This window comes from Nocardia sp. NPDC055029, assembly GCF_053608525.1.
In genome coordinates, this window is the sequence record NZ_JBSGVQ010000001.1 from 17,287 (window position 1) to 38,363 (window position 21,077).

At 70.0% G+C, this 21,077-nt stretch carries 22 protein-coding genes; 10 read left to right on the plus strand and 12 right to left on the minus strand.

Features of this window, described 5'->3' with window-relative positions; genetic code table 11:
• Positions 1–3: 3 nt before the first annotated feature.
• A complete protein-coding gene (locus ACWF9G_RS00075) occupies positions 4–543 on the minus strand; it encodes a hypothetical protein (protein ID WP_452512480.1) in 540 nt (179 codons plus the stop codon).
• Positions 540–815 (minus strand): helix-turn-helix transcriptional regulator, encoded by a 276-nt coding sequence (locus ACWF9G_RS00080; protein WP_452512482.1) that lies wholly within the window; start codon positions 813–815, stop codon positions 540–542. The genes ACWF9G_RS00075 and ACWF9G_RS00080 overlap by 4 nt, the downstream gene beginning before the upstream one ends.
• A 109-nt stretch (positions 816–924) precedes the next feature.
• On the opposite strand from ACWF9G_RS00080, the gene ACWF9G_RS00085 reads away from it, so the two are divergent.
• Positions 925–2,427 (plus strand): carboxyl transferase domain-containing protein, encoded by a 1,503-nt coding sequence (locus ACWF9G_RS00085; RefSeq protein WP_452512924.1) that lies wholly within the window; start codon positions 925–927, stop codon positions 2,425–2,427.
• 93 nt (positions 2,428–2,520) lie between these two features.
• Entirely contained in the window at positions 2,521–3,375 is an 855-nt protein-coding gene (locus ACWF9G_RS00090) for an aldo/keto reductase (RefSeq protein WP_379309776.1), read from the plus strand.
• Here ACWF9G_RS00090 and ACWF9G_RS00095 read toward each other — a convergent pair.
• A complete protein-coding gene (locus tag ACWF9G_RS00095) occupies positions 3,356–4,474 on the minus strand; it encodes an NAD(P)-binding domain-containing protein (protein ID WP_379309777.1) in 1,119 nt (372 codons plus the stop codon). The two genes, ACWF9G_RS00090 and ACWF9G_RS00095, sit on opposite strands and share 20 nt — an antisense overlap.
• 91 nt (positions 4,475–4,565) lie before the next feature.
• Between ACWF9G_RS00095 and ACWF9G_RS00100 the strand changes: the two genes are divergently transcribed.
• From ACWF9G_RS00100 to ACWF9G_RS00120, 5 genes are all read left to right on the plus strand, one after another.
• Positions 4,566–5,294 (plus strand): enoyl-CoA hydratase, encoded by a 729-nt coding sequence (locus ACWF9G_RS00100; RefSeq protein WP_452512484.1) that lies wholly within the window; start codon positions 4,566–4,568, stop codon positions 5,292–5,294.
• Positions 5,294–6,427, plus strand: coding sequence for an MBL fold metallo-hydrolase (locus ACWF9G_RS00105; RefSeq protein ID WP_379309779.1), 1,134 nt, complete (start codon positions 5,294–5,296; stop codon positions 6,425–6,427). Before ACWF9G_RS00100 ends, ACWF9G_RS00105 begins: the two co-directional genes overlap by 1 nt.
• A gap of 61 nt (positions 6,428–6,488) precedes the next feature.
• On the plus strand, positions 6,489–6,821 hold the full coding sequence (locus ACWF9G_RS00110; protein ID WP_379309781.1) for an antitoxin: 333 nt from the start codon (positions 6,489–6,491) through the stop codon (positions 6,819–6,821).
• A 51-nt stretch (positions 6,822–6,872) separates the two neighbouring features.
• On the plus strand, positions 6,873–9,140 hold the full coding sequence (locus ACWF9G_RS00115) for an ATP-dependent DNA ligase (RefSeq protein ID WP_452512486.1): 2,268 nt from the start codon (positions 6,873–6,875) through the stop codon (positions 9,138–9,140).
• A 97-nt stretch (positions 9,141–9,237) separates the two neighbouring features.
• Complete coding sequence (locus tag ACWF9G_RS00120; protein WP_379309783.1) at positions 9,238–9,417, plus strand: antitoxin; 180 nt, start codon at positions 9,238–9,240, stop codon at positions 9,415–9,417.
• A 63-nt stretch (positions 9,418–9,480) separates the two neighbouring features.
• Here ACWF9G_RS00120 and ACWF9G_RS00125 read toward each other — a convergent pair whose 3' ends face one another.
• The 7 genes from ACWF9G_RS00125 to ACWF9G_RS00155 all read right to left on the minus strand — a co-directional run bounded on the left by ACWF9G_RS00125 (position 9,481) and on the right by ACWF9G_RS00155 (position 16,109).
• Positions 9,481–10,122, minus strand: a complete 642-nt coding sequence (locus ACWF9G_RS00125) for a cysteine hydrolase family protein (RefSeq protein ID WP_379309717.1) — start codon at positions 10,120–10,122, stop codon at positions 9,481–9,483.
• Positions 10,123–10,173: 51 nt separating this feature from the next.
• Positions 10,174–10,821: an ammonium transporter gene (locus ACWF9G_RS00130; RefSeq protein ID WP_452512489.1), complete on the minus strand. Its 648-nt coding sequence runs from the start codon at positions 10,819–10,821 to the stop codon at positions 10,174–10,176.
• A gap of 201 nt (positions 10,822–11,022) precedes the next feature.
• Positions 11,023–11,637, minus strand: a complete 615-nt coding sequence (locus ACWF9G_RS00135) for a hypothetical protein (protein WP_452512490.1) — start codon at positions 11,635–11,637, stop codon at positions 11,023–11,025.
• Between the two features lie 115 nt (positions 11,638–11,752).
• Complete coding sequence (locus ACWF9G_RS00140) at positions 11,753–12,493, minus strand: energy-coupling factor transporter transmembrane component T family protein (protein WP_379309714.1); 741 nt, start codon at positions 12,491–12,493, stop codon at positions 11,753–11,755.
• Entirely contained in the window at positions 12,490–14,538 is a 2,049-nt protein-coding gene (locus ACWF9G_RS00145) for an ABC transporter ATP-binding protein (RefSeq protein WP_379309720.1), read from the minus strand. The genes ACWF9G_RS00140 and ACWF9G_RS00145 overlap by 4 nt, the downstream gene beginning before the upstream one ends.
• Before the next feature lie 196 nt (positions 14,539–14,734).
• A complete protein-coding gene (locus tag ACWF9G_RS00150; RefSeq protein ID WP_452512491.1) occupies positions 14,735–15,514 on the minus strand; it encodes a metallophosphoesterase in 780 nt (259 codons plus the stop codon).
• Positions 15,515–15,665: 151 nt separating this feature from the next.
• Complete coding sequence (locus ACWF9G_RS00155) at positions 15,666–16,109, minus strand: MarR family winged helix-turn-helix transcriptional regulator (protein WP_379309712.1); 444 nt, start codon at positions 16,107–16,109, stop codon at positions 15,666–15,668.
• A gap of 61 nt (positions 16,110–16,170) precedes the next feature.
• Between ACWF9G_RS00155 and ACWF9G_RS00160 the strand changes: the two genes are divergently transcribed.
• From ACWF9G_RS00160 to ACWF9G_RS00170, 3 genes are all read left to right on the plus strand, one after another.
• Positions 16,171–16,788 carry a TIGR03086 family metal-binding protein gene (locus ACWF9G_RS00160; RefSeq protein ID WP_452512492.1) on the plus strand — a complete coding sequence of 206 codons (618 nt, stop codon included), beginning with the start codon at positions 16,171–16,173 and terminating at the stop codon, positions 16,786–16,788.
• A 159-nt stretch (positions 16,789–16,947) separates the two neighbouring features.
• Positions 16,948–17,889 (plus strand): RNA polymerase sigma factor SigJ, encoded by a 942-nt coding sequence (gene sigJ / locus ACWF9G_RS00165; protein ID WP_452512493.1) that lies wholly within the window; start codon positions 16,948–16,950, stop codon positions 17,887–17,889.
• Positions 17,890–17,969: 80 nt separating this feature from the next.
• Positions 17,970–19,148 (plus strand): NAD(P)/FAD-dependent oxidoreductase, encoded by a 1,179-nt coding sequence (locus ACWF9G_RS00170; RefSeq protein WP_452512495.1) that lies wholly within the window; start codon positions 17,970–17,972, stop codon positions 19,146–19,148.
• Here the strand turns inward: ACWF9G_RS00170 and ACWF9G_RS00175 are convergent.
• Together ACWF9G_RS00175 and ACWF9G_RS00180 are read right to left on the minus strand one after the other, a co-directional pair.
• Positions 19,138–19,905, minus strand: coding sequence for an RluA family pseudouridine synthase (locus ACWF9G_RS00175; protein ID WP_452512926.1), 768 nt, complete (start codon positions 19,903–19,905; stop codon positions 19,138–19,140). The two genes, ACWF9G_RS00170 and ACWF9G_RS00175, sit on opposite strands and share 11 nt — an antisense overlap.
• Before the next feature lie 41 nt (positions 19,906–19,946).
• Positions 19,947–20,939 (minus strand): adenylate/guanylate cyclase domain-containing protein, encoded by a 993-nt coding sequence (locus ACWF9G_RS00180; RefSeq protein WP_379309707.1) that lies wholly within the window; start codon positions 20,937–20,939, stop codon positions 19,947–19,949.
• Positions 20,940–21,077 lie beyond the last annotated feature (138 nt).

Below are 21,077 nucleotides of genomic sequence, written 5' to 3' on the forward strand. Positions count from 1 at the left end.
CGCTCAGGATTCCGGTTCGGGGTCGAGGCGGGTCCAGCCGAGGATCATGGCCGGGGCGCAGCCGCCTGCCATGATGGCGGCGAGCATCATCAGGCCGCCCGCGTAGGCGGTGCGGTAGGCGTCGGCGTGCGGCGCGATGGCGCTGACGAAGATCAAGTAGGCCAGTGGCGGCATCGTCAAAGACTGGGTGAGTGCCAGGCCGACCGAGCGCGCCTTGTTGCGTTCGGCGATTTCCAGTTCGTCGAGCATCGGGTCAGGTGCGTGGTCCTGGCCGCCGGAGGCGATGCGCAGCATCGTCCAGCTCGGGAGGAACAGCAGCAGCGCGATCAGCGCGACGACCGGGGCCGCGGCGAGATCCAGTGCGCACAGCACGCCTGCCACCGCGATGCCGAGCAGTGCTGTCACCACGCCGATCACGAGCATTCGCCTGCGGCGTTGCGGCCGCCAGCCTTTCAGCATGCCGGCGGTGCGCTGTTCCTGGACCAGCCAGCGGCGGACGCGATAGTTCTGGTAGCGGTCGATCAGTCCGGTCGCGCTGGTCATGGCGTGCCTTTCGTTCGTGGGTACAGCTCGGCCGAGAGCGGGCCGAATTCGGTGCGGGCGAACACCGCCTCGACCGGGAGCTCGAACACATCGCAGATGCGCAGGGCCAGGTCGAGGCTCGGATAGTGGTCGCCGCGTTCGAGTGCGCCGATCGTCTGCACGTTGACGTTGACGGCGTCGGCGAGCGCCGCCCTGCTCATCCGGTGTTCCGCGCGGAGCACCGCGATGCGATTGAAGATCGGGAGGGTTTCCCCTCGTCTGACTGGGCTCACACAAAGAAGTGTTGTAAAAACACAACACATTGTCAAGATTCCCGAATGTTCTGTCGCGATGTCGTGACCCTCGGCGCGGTCGGCGGCCCGCTAGGCTCTGCGCGTGCACATGTCCGCGGATGACCTGATCGCGCAGTTGCTCGACCCCGATTCGTTCCAGAGCTGGGACCGCCCGCCGATCGAGCCCGCGGTCGCCCCGCGGTATCGCCGGGAACTCATAGCCGCGGCGCGGCGCGCGGGCACCGATGAGTCGGTGCTGACGGGGGAGGGGCTGCTGCGCGGGCGCCGGGTCGCTGTGATCGCCTGTGAATTCGCGTTTCTGGCCGGGTCGATCGGGGTCGCGGCGGCGGAGCGGATCGTGTCCGCGGTGGAGCGGGCTACCGAGCTCGGGCTTCCGCTCATCGCGTCACCGACGTCGGGTGGCACCAGAATGCAGGAGGGCACAGTCGCTTTCGTGCAGATGGTGAAGATCGCGGGCGCGGTCGCGGTGCACAAGGCGGCGGGGCATCCGTATCTGGTGTACCTGCGCAATCCCACGATGGGCGGGGTGTTCGCGTCGTGGGGTTCGCTCGGCCACATCACCTTCGCCGAACCGGGCGCGCTGATCGGGTTCCTCGGTCGGCGCGTCTATGAGGCGTTGTACGGCAAGCCTTTTCCGCCCGGCGTGCAGACGGCGGAGAACCTGTACCGCAACGGTGTGATCGACGGCGTGGTCACCGTCGAGGTGTTCCGCCGGATCGCGCACCGGGCATTGAGCGTCGCCAGCGGTGTCGTCCTCCCGGTCTCGGCCGAGCCGGGTTGGGCGGCGCCCGTTCGCAATCCGGCAAGGGCGACGAATCCCGCTGCGACTGCCTGGGATTCGGTCCTGAGCACCCGTCACCCTGGTAGGCCGGGCATCCGCGACCTGCTGCGCCATGTGACACAGCGGGTTCCGCTCAGCGGCACCGGCCAGGGTGAATCCGACCGCACGGTGGTGCTCGCCCTCGTCCGTTTCGGCGGCCAGCCCTGCGTGGTCTTCGGTCACGACCGATCGGGTCAGGAAGGCGAGCACACCATGGGCCCTGCCGCGCTGCGGGAGGCGCGGCGCGCGATGGCGCTGGCCCGCGAGCTGCGCCTGCCGCTGGTGCTGGTGATCGACACCGTCGGCGCCGCCCTGTCCAAGGAAGCCGAGGAACGCGGGCTGGCCCCGGAGATCGCCCGGTGCCTGGCCGACCTGGTCACCTTGGATACCCCCACCGTGTCGATTCTCCTCGGTCAGGGCACCGGCGGCGGCGCGCTCGCGCTGCTGCCCGCCGACCGCGTACTCGCCGCCGAACACGGCTGGCTGGCTCCGCTGCCGCCGGAGGGGGCGAGTGCGATCGTCTTCCGCGATACCACCCACGCACCGGAACTGGCTGCGGCACAAGGTATCCGCGCGGTCGATCTCCAAGCCGACGGCGTGGTGGACCGGATCGTCGACGAGCACCCCGACGCCGCCGACGAGCCGGTCGCCTTCGCCCGCAGGATGGTCCTCGCGGTCACCGAGGAGCTCGCGGCCCTGCGCGCACAGCCGACGGCGGACCTGCGGGCTCTGCGCAAGGTGCGGTATCGGCGGATCGGGGTCGTCTCCTGACCCGCGCCCCGGTTTCCACCCGAATCCGCAGCTGGGGAAACACGCAGGTGAGCGTCGTTGACGGTACGGCGAACCACTTCTACCGTCGAACAGGTGACTTTCCGTAGCGCTAGCAGCCGCGTTCCCACCATCGTGCTCAACGACGGGAACGTCATCCCGCAGCTCGGCTTCGGTGTCTTCCAGGTGCCGGAGGACGACGTCACGCCCGTGGTGGCCGAGGCATTGAAGGTCGGCTACCGCAGCATCGACACGGCCGCGGTCTACGGAAACGAGGAAGGCGTAGGCCGCGCGATCCGTGCCTCGGGGATCCCCCGCGACGAGATCTACGTGACCACCAAGCTGTGGAACGCCGACCAGGGCTACGACAGCACGCTGCGCGCCTTCGACGCCAGCATGCAGCGGCTGGGCCTGGACTATCTGGACCTGTACCTGATCCACTGGCCGGTGCCGTCGGCAGGCCGCTATGTCGACACCTTCCGTGCCTTCCAGGCGCTAAAGGCACAGGGCCGGATCCGCTCGATCGGTGTCTCCAACTTCCGGGTGACCGACCTGGTGACCCTGATCACCGAGGCGGGCGAGACCCCGGCGGTCAACCAGATCGAATTGCATCCCAACCTGGCCCAGCCCGACCTGCGCCACTACGACGACAGCCAAGCGATCGCCACCGAGGCGTGGAGCCCGCTCGGTCAGGGCACGCTGCTGGACAACCCGACCATCGTCACCCTCGCCAAGGAACTCGACCGCACGCCCGCGCAGGTCATCATCCGGTGGCACCTGCAGCTGGGCAATATCGTCATCCCCAAGTCGGTCACGCCGTCGCGGATCGCGGAGAACTTCGACGTGTTCTCCTTCGAGCTGGACGCGGAGGCGATGGCGGCGATCGACCGCCTCGACACGGGTACCAGGGTCGGCGCCGATCCGGCCACCCTCAGCCTCGGTCTGGACTGATCCCCAGGTAGCCGGTCAATTCGGCGGCCGCGGCCCGGCCCGCCCGGTTCGCGCCGATGGTGCTGGCCGACGGCCCGTAGCCGATCAGATGGATCCGTGGATCGACCGCGACCTGGGTGGCCAGTCGACCGGTCATGGTGATCCCGCCGCCGGGTCCGCGCAGCCGCAACGGCGCGAGATGGTCCAGCGAGCTGCGGAAACCGGTCGCCCACAGGATGACATCGGCTTCCTGGAACCGCCCGTCCGCCCAGCGCACGCCCGTCGGCTCGATCCGCTCGAACATCGGCTGCCGAGCCAGCGCGCCCCGGTCACGCGCGGCGCGCAGCCGCTCGTCCAGCGGGAGCCCGGTCACCGAGACCACCGATCCGGGCGGCAGTCCGCGACGCACCCGGTCCTCGACGACGGCCACGGCCGCGCGCCCGTCCTCCTCGCGGAAGGGCAGCGACCGGAACACCGGCTCGCTCCTGGTGACCCATGTGGTGGACGTCACCTGCGAGATCTCGTCGAGCAATTGCACCGCCGAGATGCCGCCGCCGACGATGACCACATGTTTGCCGGCGAACTCCGCGGCCGTGCGGTAGTCGCGGGTGTGCAGCTGACGACCGGTGAACGTGCCCGCGCCCGGATACACCGGAATGAACGGGCGCTCCCAGGTTCCGGTGCCGTTGATCAACCCCCGCGTGCGCAGGGTCCCCGCGCCCTCGGTCTCGACGTGCAGCACCTCGCCGCGCCCGGCGCAGGTCTGCCCGTCGGCGGTCCGATCGCAGACGACATGCACCGTCACCTGCCGCCGTACCCGCAGGTCGAAGCGCTTTTCGTAGAGTTCGTAGTAGTGCGGCACCGCGGTGGCCGCCGGTGCGGATTCCGAGCCGGGCGGCAGCGTCTCGGCGAAGGACATCCCCGGCAGATCGTGCACCCGGTTCACGGTGGTCAGCGTCAGCGACGGCCAGCGGAACTGCCAGGCGCCGCCGGGGCCGGGCGCGTGGTCGACGATGAGGAAGTCGCGTTCGGGGACCAATCCGCGGCGGCGCAGGTGGTAACCGGCCGAGAGTCCCGCCTGGCCCGCACCGATCACCAGGATGTCGAAGTCGGTCGCCACAGCCGCCGATGCTATCGCCTTACCGGGCGTCGACGGTCGCCTGTGGCAGAGTTATGGCACGCAAGGTATCCGGTACTTCTGGGGAGAATGCATGCTCGGCGTGACCCGCGATGGTGACGTGATCACCATCGAATTACAGCGCGAGGAACGGCGCAACGCGCTGAGTGAGGAATTGGTCGGCCTGTTGCGTGCCGCGATGCTCGACGCGGTGGACCAGGGCGCGCGGGTCATCGTGCTCACCGGCCGTGGCCCGATCTTCAGCGCGGGCGCCGACCTGTCCGGTGTGTACTCCGAGACGTTCCTGTCCGGCCTGCTCGACATGCTGCACACGATCGAAGCACTGCCGGTCCCGGTGATCTCGGCGATCAACGGCGGTGCGCTCGGCGCGGGCGTGCAGCTGGCGATCGCCTCGGATCTGCGGGTGCTCGAGCCCGACGCCTACATCGCGGTCCCGGCCGCCAAACTCGGCATCTCGGTCGACCGCTGGACGGTCTCGCGGCTGGTCTCGCTGATCGGCGGCGGCCCGGCCCGCACCATCCTGCTCGCGGCCGACCCGGTCACGGCCACCGATGCCTACGCCTTCGGCTTCGCCAACAAGCTCGGCACCCTCGCCGACGCGCAGGACTGGGCGAAGTCGATCGCCGCGCTCGCCCCGCTCTCGCTGCGGGCGATGAAGCTCATGCTCAACGACGACGGCACTCGCGAACCGGCGAGCGCCCAGCAGCGGGCCGCGCTGGAAGCGGCGTGGACCAGCGACGACGCGAAGGAGGGTCGTATGGCCCGGCAGGAGAAGCGCCCAGCGAAGTTCGTGGGCCGCTGATGCGGCTCGCGCGTGTTGCGGGGTCGGTGGCGAGCACGCTCGGGCTCGCCTGGGTGGCGCGTGCGGTGTGGGGGCTGTCAACGGCCATCGGCGCCGGACCGGCGGCCATCGAGCCGATCGCGCTCGGCAAGTCGTCGTTCCGGGACGGCCGGTTCCACAACACCGAGCCGAGCAGCATGCTCGCTCCCGGCGCCGCGCCCTCGCTGCTGTGGTCCGGACTCACCAAGGGCCGGGTCGGCAGGCCGTCGCGCCCGGTCCCCCTGGTCACCCCCGCGGTGCCGGAGGAGGCCGCGCCGCTGGCGGTGACCTGGTACGGGCACGCGAGCGCGCTCGTCGAACTCGACGGCTACCGCGTGCTGGCCGACCCGGTGTGGAGCGAGCGCGTCTCGCCGTCCCCGCTGGTCGGTCCGGCCCGGCTGCATCCGGTGCCCGGCGAACTGTCGTCGCTGCCCGCCGTCGACGCGGTGATCATCTCCCACGATCACTACGACCACCTCGACAAGGCCACCATCGACGAACTGGTCCGCGCACAGCTCGCGCCGTTCGTCGTGCCGACCGGCATCGGCGCGCACCTGCGGCACTGGGGTGTGCCCGAGGACCGGATCATCGAGCTCGACTGGGGCGGCTCGGTCTCGCTCGGCCACAACGCCGCCGACCGCGGGCTCACCATCACCTGCGCCGAGGCCAGGCATTTCTCCGGCCGCGGCCTGGTCCGCAACACCACCCTGTGGGCGTCCTGGGCACTGGCCGGGCCGACCAAGCGGGTCTATTTCGGCGGCGACACCGGATACACGAAGGCGTTCTCGCAGGCGGGCGCCGTCCTCGGCCCCTTCGATCTGACGCTGCTGCCGATCGGCGCCTACGACGAGCGCTGGACCGACGTGCACATGAACCCGGAGGAGGCGGTGCGCGCGCACGCCGACCTGTGCCTCGGCGACGCGGGCTACGGCCTGCTGGTGCCGATCCACTGGGCCACTTTCAATCTCGCCTTCCACGGATGGTCGGAGCCGGTGCACCGGCTGGTGTCCGCCGCGGCCGAAGCGGGTACCCGCACTGTAGTGCCCAAGCCGGGCGAGCGGGTGGTTCCGAATGACCTCCCACCACGGGTTTCGTGGTGGGAAGATGTGGAGTGAACCCTTTCGGCTTCGCGTAGCGACGGGCAATCGCGCCAAAACGGGAAAGGAACATCGGCAGATGAGTCTCGTGGATACCTTGAAGGGCTTGCTCGGGAAGGGCAAGGAGGCGGTCGAGCAGAACGCCGACAAGATCAACGAAGCGGTCGACAAGGCCGGCACGTTCATCGATGAGAAGACCGGCGGCAAGTACAGCGACAAGATCGAGAAGGGCAAGGACGCGGCTAAGAAGGTCGTTCCGCCGCAGTCCGGCACCGGTCAGGGCCCTGCGTCCGGCACCACCACCCCGCCGAATACTGCCCCCGGCGCCACCCCGGGCGCCACCCCGCCGAAGCCCGGCCCCGGCACCACTGCCGGCGGCGCCGCGCCGACCGATCCGGGGCCGCAGGCCTGATTCGGTGCGCGGGGGCCGGGTCGCTTCGGTCCCCGCCGCCGTACCGCGTCGATGGTCCGCCGGGAGTTCCGGGGTCCGCCGGGTGAGCCCGGCATCGAGGTTGAGCTCAGCAACCTCGACAAGGTGCTGTACCCGGCGACCGGGACGACCAAAGGCGAAGTGATCGCCTACTATTCGGCGATCGCCGAGGCCATACTGCCCCACGTCGCGGGGCGGCCGGTCACCAGGAAACGGTGGCCCAACGGGGTCGATCACCCCGACTTCTTCGAGAAGAACCTGCCCGAGCACGCGCCGGCGTGGATCCAGCGCCGCGCGATCGAGCATTCCAGCCGCAAGGTGGTCTATCCGCTGATCGATTCCGAGGCGGGCATGGCCTGGCTCGGCCAGCAGGCGGCGCTGGAAGTCCATGTGCCGCAATGGCGATTCGACGGCGAACAGCGCGGCCCGGCGACCAGGATCGTCTTCGATCTCGACCCAGGGCCCGGCGCGGGGCTGGCCGAATGCGCGCGGGTCGCGCTGGCCGTGCGCGACATGGTCGCCGACATCGGCATGGAGGCTTTCCCGGTGACCAGCGGCAGCAAGGGAATTCACGTCTACGTGCCGCTGGACCGGACGGTGAGCTCGCGCGGCGCGTCCACCGTCGCCAAGCAGGTGGCCGCCAATCTCGAACAGCTGCACCCGGATCTGGTGACGGCGACGATGGCCAAGTCGGCCCGCGCGGGCAAGGTCTTCCTGGACTGGAGCCAGAACAACGCGGCCAAGACCACCATCGCCCCGTACTCGCTGCGCGGTCGCACCGAGCCCAATGCCGCGGCGCCGCGCCGCTGGGCCGAGATCGAAGACGCGAAAGCGTTGTGCCAGTTGCGTTTCGACGAGGTCCTGGCCCGCTGGCAGGCCGACGGCGATCTGCTGGCCGAACTCGACCCGCCGCTGCCGAGCGGTCCCGACGCACTCACCAAGTACCGCAGCATGCGCGATCCCGAGCGCACCCCCGAACCGGTGCCTGCCACCGCACCCGAACCCGGCTCCGGTGACCGCTTCGTCGTCCAGGAACACCACGCCCGCCGATTGCACTGGGACGTGCGACTCGAGCGCGACGGCGTCCTCGCCTCGTGGGCGGTGCCCAAGGGCCCGCCCACCGAGCCGAGACACAATCGGCTCGCCGTGCGCACCGAGGATCATCCGCTCGAATACCTGCACTTCCACGGCACCATCCCGAAGGGCGAGTACGGCGCGGGCGAGATGACGATCTGGGACTCGGGCACCTACGTCACCGAGAAATGGCGCGACGACGAGGTGATCGTGGAACTCGACGGCGAGCGCCTGCACGGCCGCTACGCGTTCATCCAGACCAATGGCGACCAGTGGCTGATGCACTACATGCGCGATCAGGTCCGGCGAGAACCCGTGGCGGACAGCGGGTCCCGTGATTTTCCACGCGGCCTCGCGCCGATGCTCGCCACCGCCGGTGCCGTGGAGTCACTGGCCGCGGGGGAGTGGGCCTTCGAAACCAAGTGGGACGGCTTCCGGGTGATCGTCGAGATCGACGACGGCACCGTCACCGTCCGCAGCCGGGCGGGCAACATCGTGACCACCCGTTACCCGCGCCTGGCCGCGCTCGGCACCGAACTGGCCGGGCACCGAGTGGTGCTCGATGGCGAGGCGGTGGTGCTCGACGCGAACGGCCTCTCGGATATCTCGGCGCTGCAAGCGGATTCGGCGCGGGCCGTGTTCGTCGCTTTCGACGTGCTCTATCTCGACGGCACCTCCCTGCTGCGCAAGAAGTACAGCGACCGGCGGTCGGTACTCGAGGCGCTCGGCAGGCTGGCGCCGTCGATGAATGTCTCGGAATTGCTGGACGGTTCGGGCGCCGAGGCCATGCGGGCCAGTAGCGAGCAGGGGCAGGAGGGGGTCGTGGCCAAGCGGGTCGACTCGGTGTATCAGCCGGGCAAGCGCGGCCAGACCTGGCTCAAGCAGCGCAACTGGCGGTCGCGGGAGGTCGTGGTCGGCGGGTGGCGGCGCAGCGACAAACGGGAGTTCAAGTCGCTGCTGCTCGGGATACCGCACGAGAACGGGCTCGTCTACGTCGGCCGCGTCGGCACCGGGTTCGACACCGAGCAGGCGCGGCGCATCGCCGCCGAGCTTCGCCGGCTGCACCGCGCGAGTTCGCCGTTCGTCAACGAGATGACCGCCGACGAGTGCCGCGACGCGGAGTGGGTCACCCCGAAACTCACCGGCACCGTGCGCTTCCAGGCCTGGACCGACACCGGACGGCTGTGGCATCCCGTGTGGGACGGTGTGACGCGGTCGCGCGGTTGATGCCGTCGACGCGAAAGCTGCGGTGTTGCTAGGGTGATCGCGTTGTGGAGCGCTGGTGCGCTCGAGACTGGAGTTCGAAATCAGCGAGGAGTGCACGGTGGATTTCAAGAACCTGGCGGGTAAGGCGATGGACCTGGCCGCCCAGCACGCGGACAAGGTCGACGGCGTGATCGAGAAGGCCGGTGACGTGGTCGACGCGAAGACCGGCGGCAAGTTCTCCGGCCAGGTCGACTCCGCGCAGGAAGCAGCCAAGAACGCCATCCGCGATCAGGCGTGAGTTCGTCCCGGCGGGCCGGTTGCCACCGGCCCGCCGGATCGGCGCTGAGAGTTTGCCGCGCAGTCAGTTCCCGGCCATCAGGCCGGTGATCGTCGCGACATCGGTGACCAGCGCGTTGCCCTGGAACGCGAACTCGTCGTACGCCCGCGCCATCGCCTCCTTGTCGCGCCCGCCGCAGGCGTCGCTGATCACCACGGGCACGAAACCCAGGTCGGTGGAATGGGCCACGGTGGGGACGATTCCGATCTCCAGGGCAACACCCGCGATGGCGTAGGCGCCGATCTTCAGATCGCGCAGCAGCGCGGCCAGCGGGGTGCCCTCGAAGGCCGACATCGTCATCTTGTCCAGCACCAGCTCGTCTTCGCGCGGCACCAGTTCCGGCACCAGCTCGAAGGCTGGGGTATCACGCTGGAGGATGAACTGCACGTCGTCGATGGATTCCGCGTGCTGCCAGCCCATCAGCAGGCGCATCGCGTACACGCCGGAGAGGCGGCGCGGCGGGAAGAAGTGCCGCAGGAAGATCACCGGATAGCCCGCGCCGCGGGCCGCTTCGACCACGCGCACTACCCGTTCGACGACCTCCTGGCCGTCGGGTAGCTGGCCGAGCACGCCGACCTGCATGTCGTAGACGATCAGCGCCATCCGGTCGGGCGCACACAGATCGCCGAGGTCGTCGGGAATGTCGAGTCCGTTGCCTTGTCGCACCGACGCCAGTGTAGGCGTCGATGCGAGGCGGCAATCAGATTGTCGCGCAGACTATTTCTGCGCCCACTGGGTGGTGCCGGGCGGCGCCATCAGTGTGTTGATCAGGTCCATGCCCGCCACGACGAGGGTGGGTCCACCCACGACGATGGTGCCGATGATGCCGCCGACGGAGGCGCCGGTGATCAGGCCGGGGAGGGCGCCGACGCCGCCTGCCGCCGCACCGACGACGAGGCCGATGACCGCGCCGATCGCCATGCCGACGAAACTGCCGATGGCGGTGGCAAGACCGAAGGTCGACGCGAAGTTGGCCTGTGCCGCATAGTTTTCCGCGGGCGAGGCGACGGGCGTCAGGTTGGGCCTGGCCGCGGCGACGTCCTTGACCGCGGTCAGTTCGAGCACCCGGTTGTCTTCGCGAACCGTGTGCGGCAGCGGGTATTCCAGGCTGCCGTCACGCACCGAGAGCGGCAGTGAGACCAGGGTCGCACCCGCCTCGTCGCGAATGTCGACGGTGCCGCCGTTGATGGCGAAGGTGCCGTGGGTGAGGGTGGTGACGACTGTGTTGCCGATGAGTTCGGTGCGGTACTCGACGTCCGGTGTAACCGGATCGGCGCTTGCGACGCCCGTGCCCACCAGCGCTACCGCGAGGACCGGAATGGCCGCGGCGGCGATCTTGCGGATGATCATGTGAACGGTTCCCATCTGGTTCATCAAGTGACGTGCCCAAACGAAAGGCGCCGAGATCGCGGCTCCCCCCGAGAAGCTAGCGACGGCGTGTAAAGCGGTTGTCCAGCTCGATTCCGATCTGAACGATAGCCTGCTCAGCGGTTGCGGAACAGCGAATTTCGATATTAAACCTAAGATTCTCCATCCGTTTTCGCTATGGCGAACCGTGGGCGGCGACTACCGGATGATGTTGATCGCGCGCGCGATGATCATGCCGCCGATGACCAAGGAAGTGATGGATTGCGCCGTCATCATCATCTTGCACCAGCGCGACAGCGGCAGGACGTCGGCGGGCGCGAACGAGGCCGCGTTGGTAAAGGCCAGGTAGAGGTAGTCGAGATATTCCGGGCGCCAGTCCTTGCCGCCGAGCTCGGGGTCCTGCATCTGCGGAAAGATGAAGTCCGGTACAGGTTCCCGGCCGGTGGCGCGCGCGGCCGGACCACCACGATCGAACTCCCAGTACCAGAGCGAGAAGGCGATGACATTGGTCGCCCAGATCAGCGCCCCGCTACCGAGCAGCGTCCCGGCACCCTGGTCGCCGCCGGCGAAAATGGCCTGCAACAGCAGCAGCGCCGACACCGCCGTGGCGAGGCTGATCAACCCGGCCAGCAACAGGCTCAGACCACGGATCCACGGTTCCTCGCGATCCATCCGGCTCGGGTTTGCGATGATCAGCACCAACAGCACACCCAGTTCCAGGATCGGCAGCAGCCACGCGGGCGAGGGCAGCAACTCGCTGGGCAGCAGCACCTGCACCACCACGATCCCCAGGATCGCGGCGGTGGCGGACAACCGGGATTCGCCCTCGGAAGGCCGTTGCCAGGCGGGTACCGCGCGTTCGCTGTCGGTCACGCCAGCCAGTATCGCCCGCTCACCGCCCGGCGCGAGGGAGGCCGCGCGCCGGAGTTCAGAGCACGGCGTTCAGCGCGATCGCGCCCGCGCACACCGCGACAACGACACCGAGCGCGATCGCGTCGCGGCTGGTCGGCGAGCTGGGATGCGCGGTGAGCATGCCGGTGCCGCCGCGCGCGGTGATCGCCTCGCCGAGTTCGCCGGCGCGCCTGGTCGATACGGCCATGCACGCGGTGAGGATGTCGATGAGCGGGTTGTTGTCGGCGGCGCGGTGCAGCAGGTTGTCCTTGGGCCGCAGTTTGCGGGCCGCGCGCAGCACCCGGATCTCATCGAGCAGCAGCGGCAGCCCGCGCAGTGTCAGCGCGACGACCACCGCCCACTCGTCCACCGGCAGGCGCAGCTTGCGCAGCGGCGCACCGAGTTTCGCCAGCGCGGGCGCCACCTCGCCCATCGGCGTCGTGTACGCGATCAGGAGTGAGGCGGCCACCAGCACCAGGCCGAACACCACCACCTGCGTATACACGAGGACCGCCTTCATCCCGGTCGGCGCGTTGATCAGCCCGCCGAGCAGCACCAATCCCCAGAACCACCACGGCAACCGGGGCAGCGCGCCCAGCGGCAGCCGGGCCAGGACCGCGATCACCACCAGGAACGCCACCATCACCCCGAGCACCGGCCACATCGGCCGGAACATCAGCAGCAGGCTGATCAGGAAGGCGGCGATCATCTTGGTGCCCGCCCACAGCCGGTGCACGACACTGTCGACGGGGACCTCACGCAGCAAAACGGTACTCATCGCACGACCCCGCTTCCCGGTTCGTTGTGCGGCGGATTGTCAAGGCGCCAGACGGTTTCCGCGCGCCCCGGCAGCATCGGCGCCGGGTGCGCGCCGACCGGCCGCCGCGCGTTCGCTGTCTCGACGATGACGCCGGCGTCCAGGTGCACCGTGCGGTCGCACACCGCGGCCATATCGGCGACATCGTGGGAGATGACGATCAAGGTCTGTCCCGAATCCCGCAGCCTGGCGAGCAGTTCCACGATCTCGGCACGGCCCTGCGGATCCAGCCCGGCCAGCGGCTCGTCGAGCACGACCACCTGGGGATGACTCGCCACCATCGCCGCGAGCACCACCCGCTTGGCCTGCCCGCCGCTGAGCTCCTCCACCGAACGGGCGGCGAGGCGGCGATCCAGCCCGACCGCGTCCAGCGCCCGGCCGACCGCGCCGGAGCCGGTCGCCCGCCCGCCCCAATCGGCGATCTCGGCGCCGACGGTCTGCTTCTGCAACTGCAGCCGGGAGTGCTGGAAGGCCAGGGCCACCCGGCCGATCTGCTTGTCGACCGGATCGCCGCGCAGCTCGCAGCGTCCCGAGCTCGGCGCGATGAGACCGGCGATGATCCAGGCCAGCGTCGACTTGCCCGAGCCGTTGCCGCCGACGATCAACAGGGCCTCGCCCTGGCGCACCGACAGATCGACGCCGTGCAGGGCGGGCGCCTCCCACGGCGTGCCGCGGTTGTAGGTGTGGCGCACGTCGGCCAGCTCGAGGATGGGCGCGCCCATCGGGCTGCGGCGCTGGTCACCCGCGGGCCGCGGCCAGCTGGCGAGGTGGTCGACCATGCGGCCGTTCGCCAGGTGGATCACCCGGTCGGCGGCCTCGGCGTCGGCTTCGTGATGGGTCACCAGGACGACCGCGGTGCCGTGCCTGCGCGGCAGTTCGGCCAGCAGGGCGACGAGGTCGCGGCGGCCGTCGGGATCGATCATGGAGGTCGCCTCGTCGGCGATGAGCAGGGCGGGGCGACGGGCCAGCGCGGCGGCGACGGCGAGGCGCTGCTGCTGGCCGCCCGACAGGGTGGCGGTCTCGCGCCTGCCCATGCCGTCGAGGCCGACCTCGGCCAGCAGTGCGTCGACATCGACCTCGGCCGCCAGCTCCGCAGCCAGCCCCCACACGACATCGTCGGCCACCGAGACGCCGAGCGTCTGACTCTCCGGCCGTTGCAGCACCAGTGCGGTGCCGCCCAGTTCGCCGAGTCCGGCCGAACCGGGCCTGCTGACCGCGCCCGATGTCGGCGGCCTGCCCGCGAGTACCCGCGTCAAGGTCGACTTTCCCGAGCCGTTGTGGCCGACCACGGCGACGAACTCGGCCGGATGGATCGTCAGATCGATAGCGGAGAGCGCGTCGGCGGTGGCGCCGGCGTAGCGATAGCCCGCGCCGTGCAGGGTGACCGGGAGCGGGCCGACCGGGCGGTCGTCGTCGGGTGCGTCGAGGCGGTCGCTGCCGGGCAGCCAGGCAAGGCGGTCCAGCACCGAACCGAGCACATACCAGGACACGATCGTGCTCACCAGCACGCCGAGGGCGACCGAGGCGCCGAGATAGATCCACCACCAGCGCAGCACCGCGGCGGTGGCCTCGGCGGCGGCCCGGCCAAGCGGTTCCAGTGCCGGCTGCCTGGCGGCCAGGTTCTGGATGCCCTCGGCCGTACTGCTGATCGCGTCGAAGAACAATTGCCTGGTGCGTGCGAAGACCAGCAGCATGCCCACCGAGAACAGTCCCCAGGCCACGGCCGCGACGACCGCCAGCGCCAGTACGGCGGGCAGGCCGCCGCCGCGGCGCTTCACGATGCCGATGATGCCCGCGACGGTGGCGGCGCCGAAGACGCCGAGCGCGGGCATGAGGCCCGCCGCGACGAAGGTGACCAGTCCGGCGGCGATGGTGGCGGTGACCAGTGCGCGCAGCCGATAACGGTGGGCCAGCAGACCCAGCGGCACCGCCGCGACCAGTTGCAGGGCCGCGGCCATCGGAACCAGGGAGCCGACGGTGATGAGGCCGACGGTCAGGCCGGCCATGACGGCGCCGGTTGCCAGCTCGATGGGGCGCAGGGGTCCGCGGGGCAGGTCCGCGGGCTTGTCTCTCACTCGTTCAGTCTGCCAGGGGTGTATGTGGCCGAGCTGTGACGTTCTGTGGCGATTGTGTGAGGAACCTGCGGAAACATCGGGGGTGACAACCCGCCGGGAGCGCGAGACGCTCCCGGTGAGCCAGGCGTCAGGCCGGGGGCACTGTCAGCCAGCCGCCCATCGCGACGGTGCGGAAATGAGTTGTCAGGGTAGGGGTTTCGTCGATGACGTGCAGGGCGATCGCGGGATCGGGGGCATAGTCCATGACCCGGTGGGGCAGGGTCACCTCCCAGGCGCCGCCGAGGACGGAAGCGGTGCTTGGGCAGCAGATCATGGGTTTTCCCGCGAAGATCGTCGCGATGGGGGAGTGGGCGTGGCCGGTCAGGATGCCGAGAATGCGTGGGTCACCCGCGACGACGGCGGCGAGGCGGCTCGGCTCGGCCAGGGCGATGACGTCGACGATCGGGCTGGCGACGGGCTTCGGCGGGTGATGCAGGGCCAGCAGAATCGGGCCTTCGGGCGGTGCGCCGGCCAGGGTGGCGCGCAGCCAGTCGTAGGTCTCCTCGGCCAGCAGGCCGCTGGATTCGCCGGGGATGCTGGAGTCGAGCATGATCACGGTGAGTGGGCCGACGCGGTGGACGCTGTTGATCGGAGCGGTCGAGGCGGGTTCGCCGAGAAGGTCGGTGCGGAAGGCGACGCGGTCGTCGTGGTTGCCCGGCAGCAGGTAGACGGGGATATCGGCCCGCAGGGCGAGGCGGGCTTCGGCGTACTGTTCCGGCTTGCCGGAATCGGTGATGTCACCGGTCACGAGGATGACGTCGGGCCTGCGGGGAAGGTCGGCCAGATAGGCCATCACTCGTTCCACGCGTTCGGTGTTGCGCGGAGTGAGGTCGAAGTGGGTATCGCTGAGCTGAGCCGCCAGGATCATCGGCAGTCGCTTTCTTCTCTGGGATCGCTCCGTTGCGTCAGAGTGCGCCGGTATGAGTCATCGGCACCTCTCAAGGCTAGATGACCTGGGCTTATCCGTCTTCATGAGGCGTGCCACGGACCGAAACCTAATCGGTGGTCTGTGTCATCGCTCACGCCTGGAGATCTGCCGTTCCGCTGCGCTCGGCGAGTTCTTGTAGTACTCGCAGGAAGGTGCGCCGGTCCGCGTCGGTGAGGTCGGCCAGCAACCGCTGTTCCTGCTCCTGGATGTCGTGCTGGGCGCGGTCGCGCAGGCGCGCGCCGTCGGGCGTGAGCTGGACCAGATTGACCCGCCGGTCGGCCGGATCGGGTTCGCGCCGGATCAGGCCGCGGCGCTGCAGGTCGTCGAGTACCGGGATGATCCGGGTCTTGTCCGCGCGGACCGCCTTGGCGAGCGCGGCCTGGGTGTAGACGGGCTGTTCGCCGAGGCCGAGCAGCACCACATAGGCCCACATGGTGAGTCCGTGCCGGTCGAGGACGGGCCGTTCCGCCTCCGTCAGTGCGCGGCCGAGCGGCACGAGCATGGCCGCCAGGTCGGGGCGGGTCGCTTTCGGCATGGTCGAAATCTACCGGGGAGATCGCCTTGGCAGATCATAAGCAGATGCATACGATCTACCTATGCATACTATTTTGGAAGATCAGGCGCTCCTCGCCCGGCACCAGCGCGCCGTCCGGCTGAGCGTCGACGCGGTCGAGGCGGCGGTCACCGCCCCGCTGACTGTCGAAACACCCTGCGCGGGATGGGATCTGCGCGCCCTGCTCGAACACATGGGCACGCAGAACCGGGGCTTCGCGGCCGCGGCGCGCGGCGAGGACGACCCGGCGGTGTGGGAAGTCCGGCGCGCCGCCGACCCGGTCGGTGACCTCCTGCGCTCGGCCGACGAGGTCGTCGCCGCCTTCGCCGCACCCGGCGCGCTCGCCCGCACCCTGGCGCTGCCGGAGATTCCGCCCGGCCACTTTCCGGCCACGACCGCCCTCGGCTTTCACCTCATCGACAGCGTCGTGCACGCGTGGGATGTCGCCCGATCCGTCGGCCGCACGGTCGACCTCGACCCGGACCTGGCCCCGACCGCCCTGCGCGTCGCCCGGGCGGTCCCCACCGGCAAGTCACGTCAGCGCCCTGGCGCGGCCTTCGCCCCTGGGCTCGATGTGCCGGACGAATCGGCGACCCTCGACCGCATTCTGCGCGTCCTCGGCCGTTCGCCGGAGTGGCGGCCGTCCCGTCATCCCGGCTGATCCCCGAGCCGTTCGGCGCCCCGGCTGCCACCGGGGTGTCGAGTGGTGGTCGCCATGCCGGGTGCCGCCGGGCTGCGGTGGCGGACGCCGACGGGGACGGCGGGTACCCCGCGTCTGGCCGGGTGGCGGCGCCCCGCCCGAATGGCCGACCATAGGGAGATGACGCTCAGTACCGACCAGGCCGATGTGTTCGAGGCCTCCCGTGGCCGCTTGGAGGCGATCGCCTACCGGCTGCTCGGCTCGGCCGGTGACGCCGAGGACGCGGTGCAGGACACCTACCTGCGCTGGCACGCGGCCGACCGGGAACGGATCGAGACGCCGGTGGCGTGGCTGACGAAGGTGCTCACCAACATCTGCCTCAACCAGCTCACCTCGGCCAGGGCGCGGCGGGAAACCTATGTGGGACAGTGGCTTCCGGAGCCGGTCCTGGCCGGTGACCGCATGCTCGGCCCGGCCGACACCGTCGAGCAGCGCGAATCCGTGTCGCTCGCGATGCTCATGCTGATGGAACGGCTCTCGCCCAACGAGCGTGTGGTGTACGTGCTGCGCGAGGCGTTCGGTTATCAGCATCGCGAGATCGCCGAGATCCTCGACATCGGTGAGTCGAACTGCCAGCAGATCTACCGGCGGGCGAAACAGCACGTCGGCGGGCGGTCCCGCGTCATGGTCGACGCGGCAACGGCGCAGCGAATCGTCGAGGAGTTCCTCGCGGCGGTGCTCAGCGGTGACACCGATCCGCTGGTCCGGCTGCTCGTCGACGACGCGGTCAGCGTGGCCGACGGTGGTGGCCGGATCCCGGCCCGCAAGACCCCGGTCCTCGGCGCGTTCGGCATCGCCCGCTACCTCAGCCACGTGTTCCGCCCGACCCCGGCCAAGCGGGCCTACGTCGGCGGCGCTCCGGTGTTCTACGCGTGCGTGGTCAACGGTGTGCCCGGCGCGCTGGCGCTGGTCGGCGACCAGGTCATCGCCGTCGTCGGCCTCGACGTGACGCCCGAGGGCATCGCCGGTGTCCAGATCCAGGTCAACCCGGAGAAGCTGGCTCGCATCACCCGGCAGTGGACGGCCGAAGGGCCGCACACCCCGCTCGGTTTCGCATGGTGACCCAGATCACAGCCGGGTGATGTCAGGGTTCGCGCGCCTGTCCGGTTCAGGAGGGGAGTCCATCCCGATAGGAGCGAGCCATGAAGCACCGCATTGTCGTCCTCGGAGCCGGGTACGCCGGAGCCATCGCCGCCGGACGTCTGGCGAAGCGGCTGCATCGCGACGACGTCGCGATCACCGTCGTCAACGCCGATCCCGACTTCGTCGAGCGGGTGCGCATGCATCAGCTCGCGACCGGCCAGCAGCTGCGCGAGCACCCCCTGCGTGAGGTGTACGCGGGCACCGGCGTGCAGGTCGTGATCGACCGGGTCACCGCGGTCGACGCCGAGCGCAAGCAGGTCGCCCTCGCCGACGGCGCGACCATCGCATACGACACCCTCGTCTACGCGCTGGGCAGCACCGGCACCGATCACGGCGTCCCCGGCGTCGCCGAGCACGCCCACAGCCTCGCGGGGAAGCAGACCGCGCTGCGGCTGCGTGCCCGGCTGGGCGAACTGCCCGCGGGCGCGCCGGTCGTTGTCGTCGGCGGTGGCCTGACCGGCATCGAAGCCGCCACGGAGATCGCCGAGGCCCGCCCGGATCTCGCCGTGTCGATCGCCGCGCGCGGCGGTGTCGGCGCATGGCTGAGCGAGAAGGCACAGCAGCACCTGAAGAAGGTGATCGACCGGCTCGGCATCACCGTGCACGACCACGCCGACATCACCCGCGTCACCGCGACCGCCGTGGTCGCCGGCGCCACGGAGATTCCGTCCGCGCTGACCGTATGGACCGCGGGCTTCGCGGTGCACCCCATCGCCGCGGCCACCACGCTGACGGTGTCGGACACCGGGCGGATCGTCGTCGACGCCACCATGCGCTCGGTCTCACACCCGGACGTCTACGCCGTTGGCGACGCCGCGCTCGCCGACGGTCCCGGCGGCGTGCCACTGCGGATGGCGTGCGCGACCGGCAGCCCGATGGCCTGGCGAGCCGGCGACGCCATCGCCGCACGCCTGACCGGGCGACCGGTCCCCGACGAGCAGATCGGCTATGCCTTGCAGTGCATCAGCCTCGGCCGCCGCGACGGCATCGTCCAGAAGGTGACCTTCGACGATCAGCCGACCTCCAGCGTGCTGACTGGCCGGATCGGAGCGCGCATCAAGGAATTCATCTGCGCGGGCGCCGGCTGGAGCGTGGGCCACCCGACCCTGCTGATGCCGAGCCGTCGCCGGCAAGTCATCGCGACCGTCGCGCAGGAGGACCGGCGCGTCACCTCGTGACGGTCAGCCGCTCGGCCGCGGTGTGCAGCAGCTGGGCCGCTGTGTCCGGGTCGGCGGCCAGCGGTGTCCAGAAATCGGCGCCGGGTGTGGCCCGCAGGTCCAGGACCGGCGGAGTCAGCCAATCGGCGTCGAGGCCCAACTGCCAGGAGTGCAGGTGGGTGCGAGGGAAGGTGGCGGTGCGGTCGAAGAGGGGGTCACCCAGGATCGGGTGACCGATCCAGGCCAGCTGGACGCGGATCTGGTGGCGGCGGCCGGTGACCGGCGTGACGGCGAGCAGGGTGTGGTCGCCATGCTCGGCGACGGTGGCGAACCGGGTCAGCGAGGGATAGTTCTTCGCGGGCAGCAGGTCGGCGTCGTCGACGAACCAGCGCTGGCCCTCGTGCCGGATCGCCTCGCGCGGCGCCGCGATCCGCACCCGGTTCTTGCGGCCGACACTGAGCGGCAGATCGATCTCGCCGCGCTCGGGCAGGTCGGTGCCCGACACGATCGCCAGATAGGCCTTGCGGGCGGTCTGCTTGGTGAACTGCCTGGTCAGCTGCCCGTGCGCGGCCAGGTCGACGGCCAGCAGGACCAGCCCCGAGGTGACCTTGTCGATCCGGTGCACCGGATACAGCTGGGTGCCCGCCGCCCGCGCCAGCTCGACCAGGTCGGTGTCGTGCCGCTCACCGGTCACCGAGATCCCGGCCGGCTTGTTCAGCGCGAGCACGGCGTCGTCGGCGAACACGGTGTACTGCTCGCGCACGCTCTGCCAGTCCATCTCCACGTCGACACCCTAGATAACGGTGTGCCGACCGCCCGCTAGGAGGCCGGGCGCAGCCGGTGCGGGCGCAGCCGGTTGAAGCCGCGCACCCGCACACTGCGCAGGTGCCGGATGGCGAATTCGGGATGACCGTCGAGCGCCTCGGCGGCGGCGTCGTCGATGAGGATGTTGCCCGGCCTGGCCACGCCGGTGAGCCGCGCGGCGATATTGACGACCGAGCCGTACAGGTCGCCGAAGCGTTGCAGGACCTCGCCGTAGGCGAAGGCCACCCGCAGTTCCGGGGTGCCGCCGACCAGCATCGTCGACTCCTGGATGGACAGCGAGATTCGCGCCGCGTCCGCCGCGGTCTCGGCGGCGAACATCACCTCGTCGCCGACGTTCTTGATCACCCAGCCGCCGTTGTCGGTGATCGCCGAGGTGGTGGTCGACTCGAAAGCCTCCAGCAGCGTGGACAATTCGTCGGGATGCAGGTGCCGGGTGAGCCGGGTGAAGCCGACCATGTCGGCGAATCCGACGGCCAGCGTCCGCATCGAGTCCTCGCCGGCCTCGGCGTCGATCGCCCTGGCCGCCGCGGCCGCGAGATGCCTGCGCCACACATACGACTGCAACTGTTCGATGCTCGCCATCGTGGATTCGGTGGCTGTCCTGACGCGTTCGTCGAGCGGGATCGCCGGATCGGCCGCGGCTGCCCGCGCCTTGATCTCGGCCAGCACCAGGTCGGCCTGCCATTCGGCCAGCCGGGCCATGCCCTGACCGATGGTGCGCGCCGCGGCGGCCTGCTGCCGGATATCGGAGGCGGCAACGACTTTCATGCTGCGGAAATTGGTGACCGCGGTGATGTCGAGCTGGGTGTAGTCGACCTCGTCGTTTTCGTTCGCCGGGAACCCCAGCGCCGTCCACAACCGCCGCGATTCCGCCTCGGGCACCCCGGACTGCTCGGCGACCTGCGTCCGCGTGTAGCGCCGCGGCCCGCCGAGCAACGCCTCCTCGACGCTGCGCTGCACCAACTCGGTCATCTCGGCATCCGGCATAAGCGAAACTCTACGACGCGCGCTCGCGCCGCAGGTCAGCCCGACCCGACGTTGGAGACCATCACAAATACCGGCCGCGCGACTCGGCGGTGCCGACAGCCCGGCGGGTGACGCCCGGCACAGCCCGCCGGTGAGCGC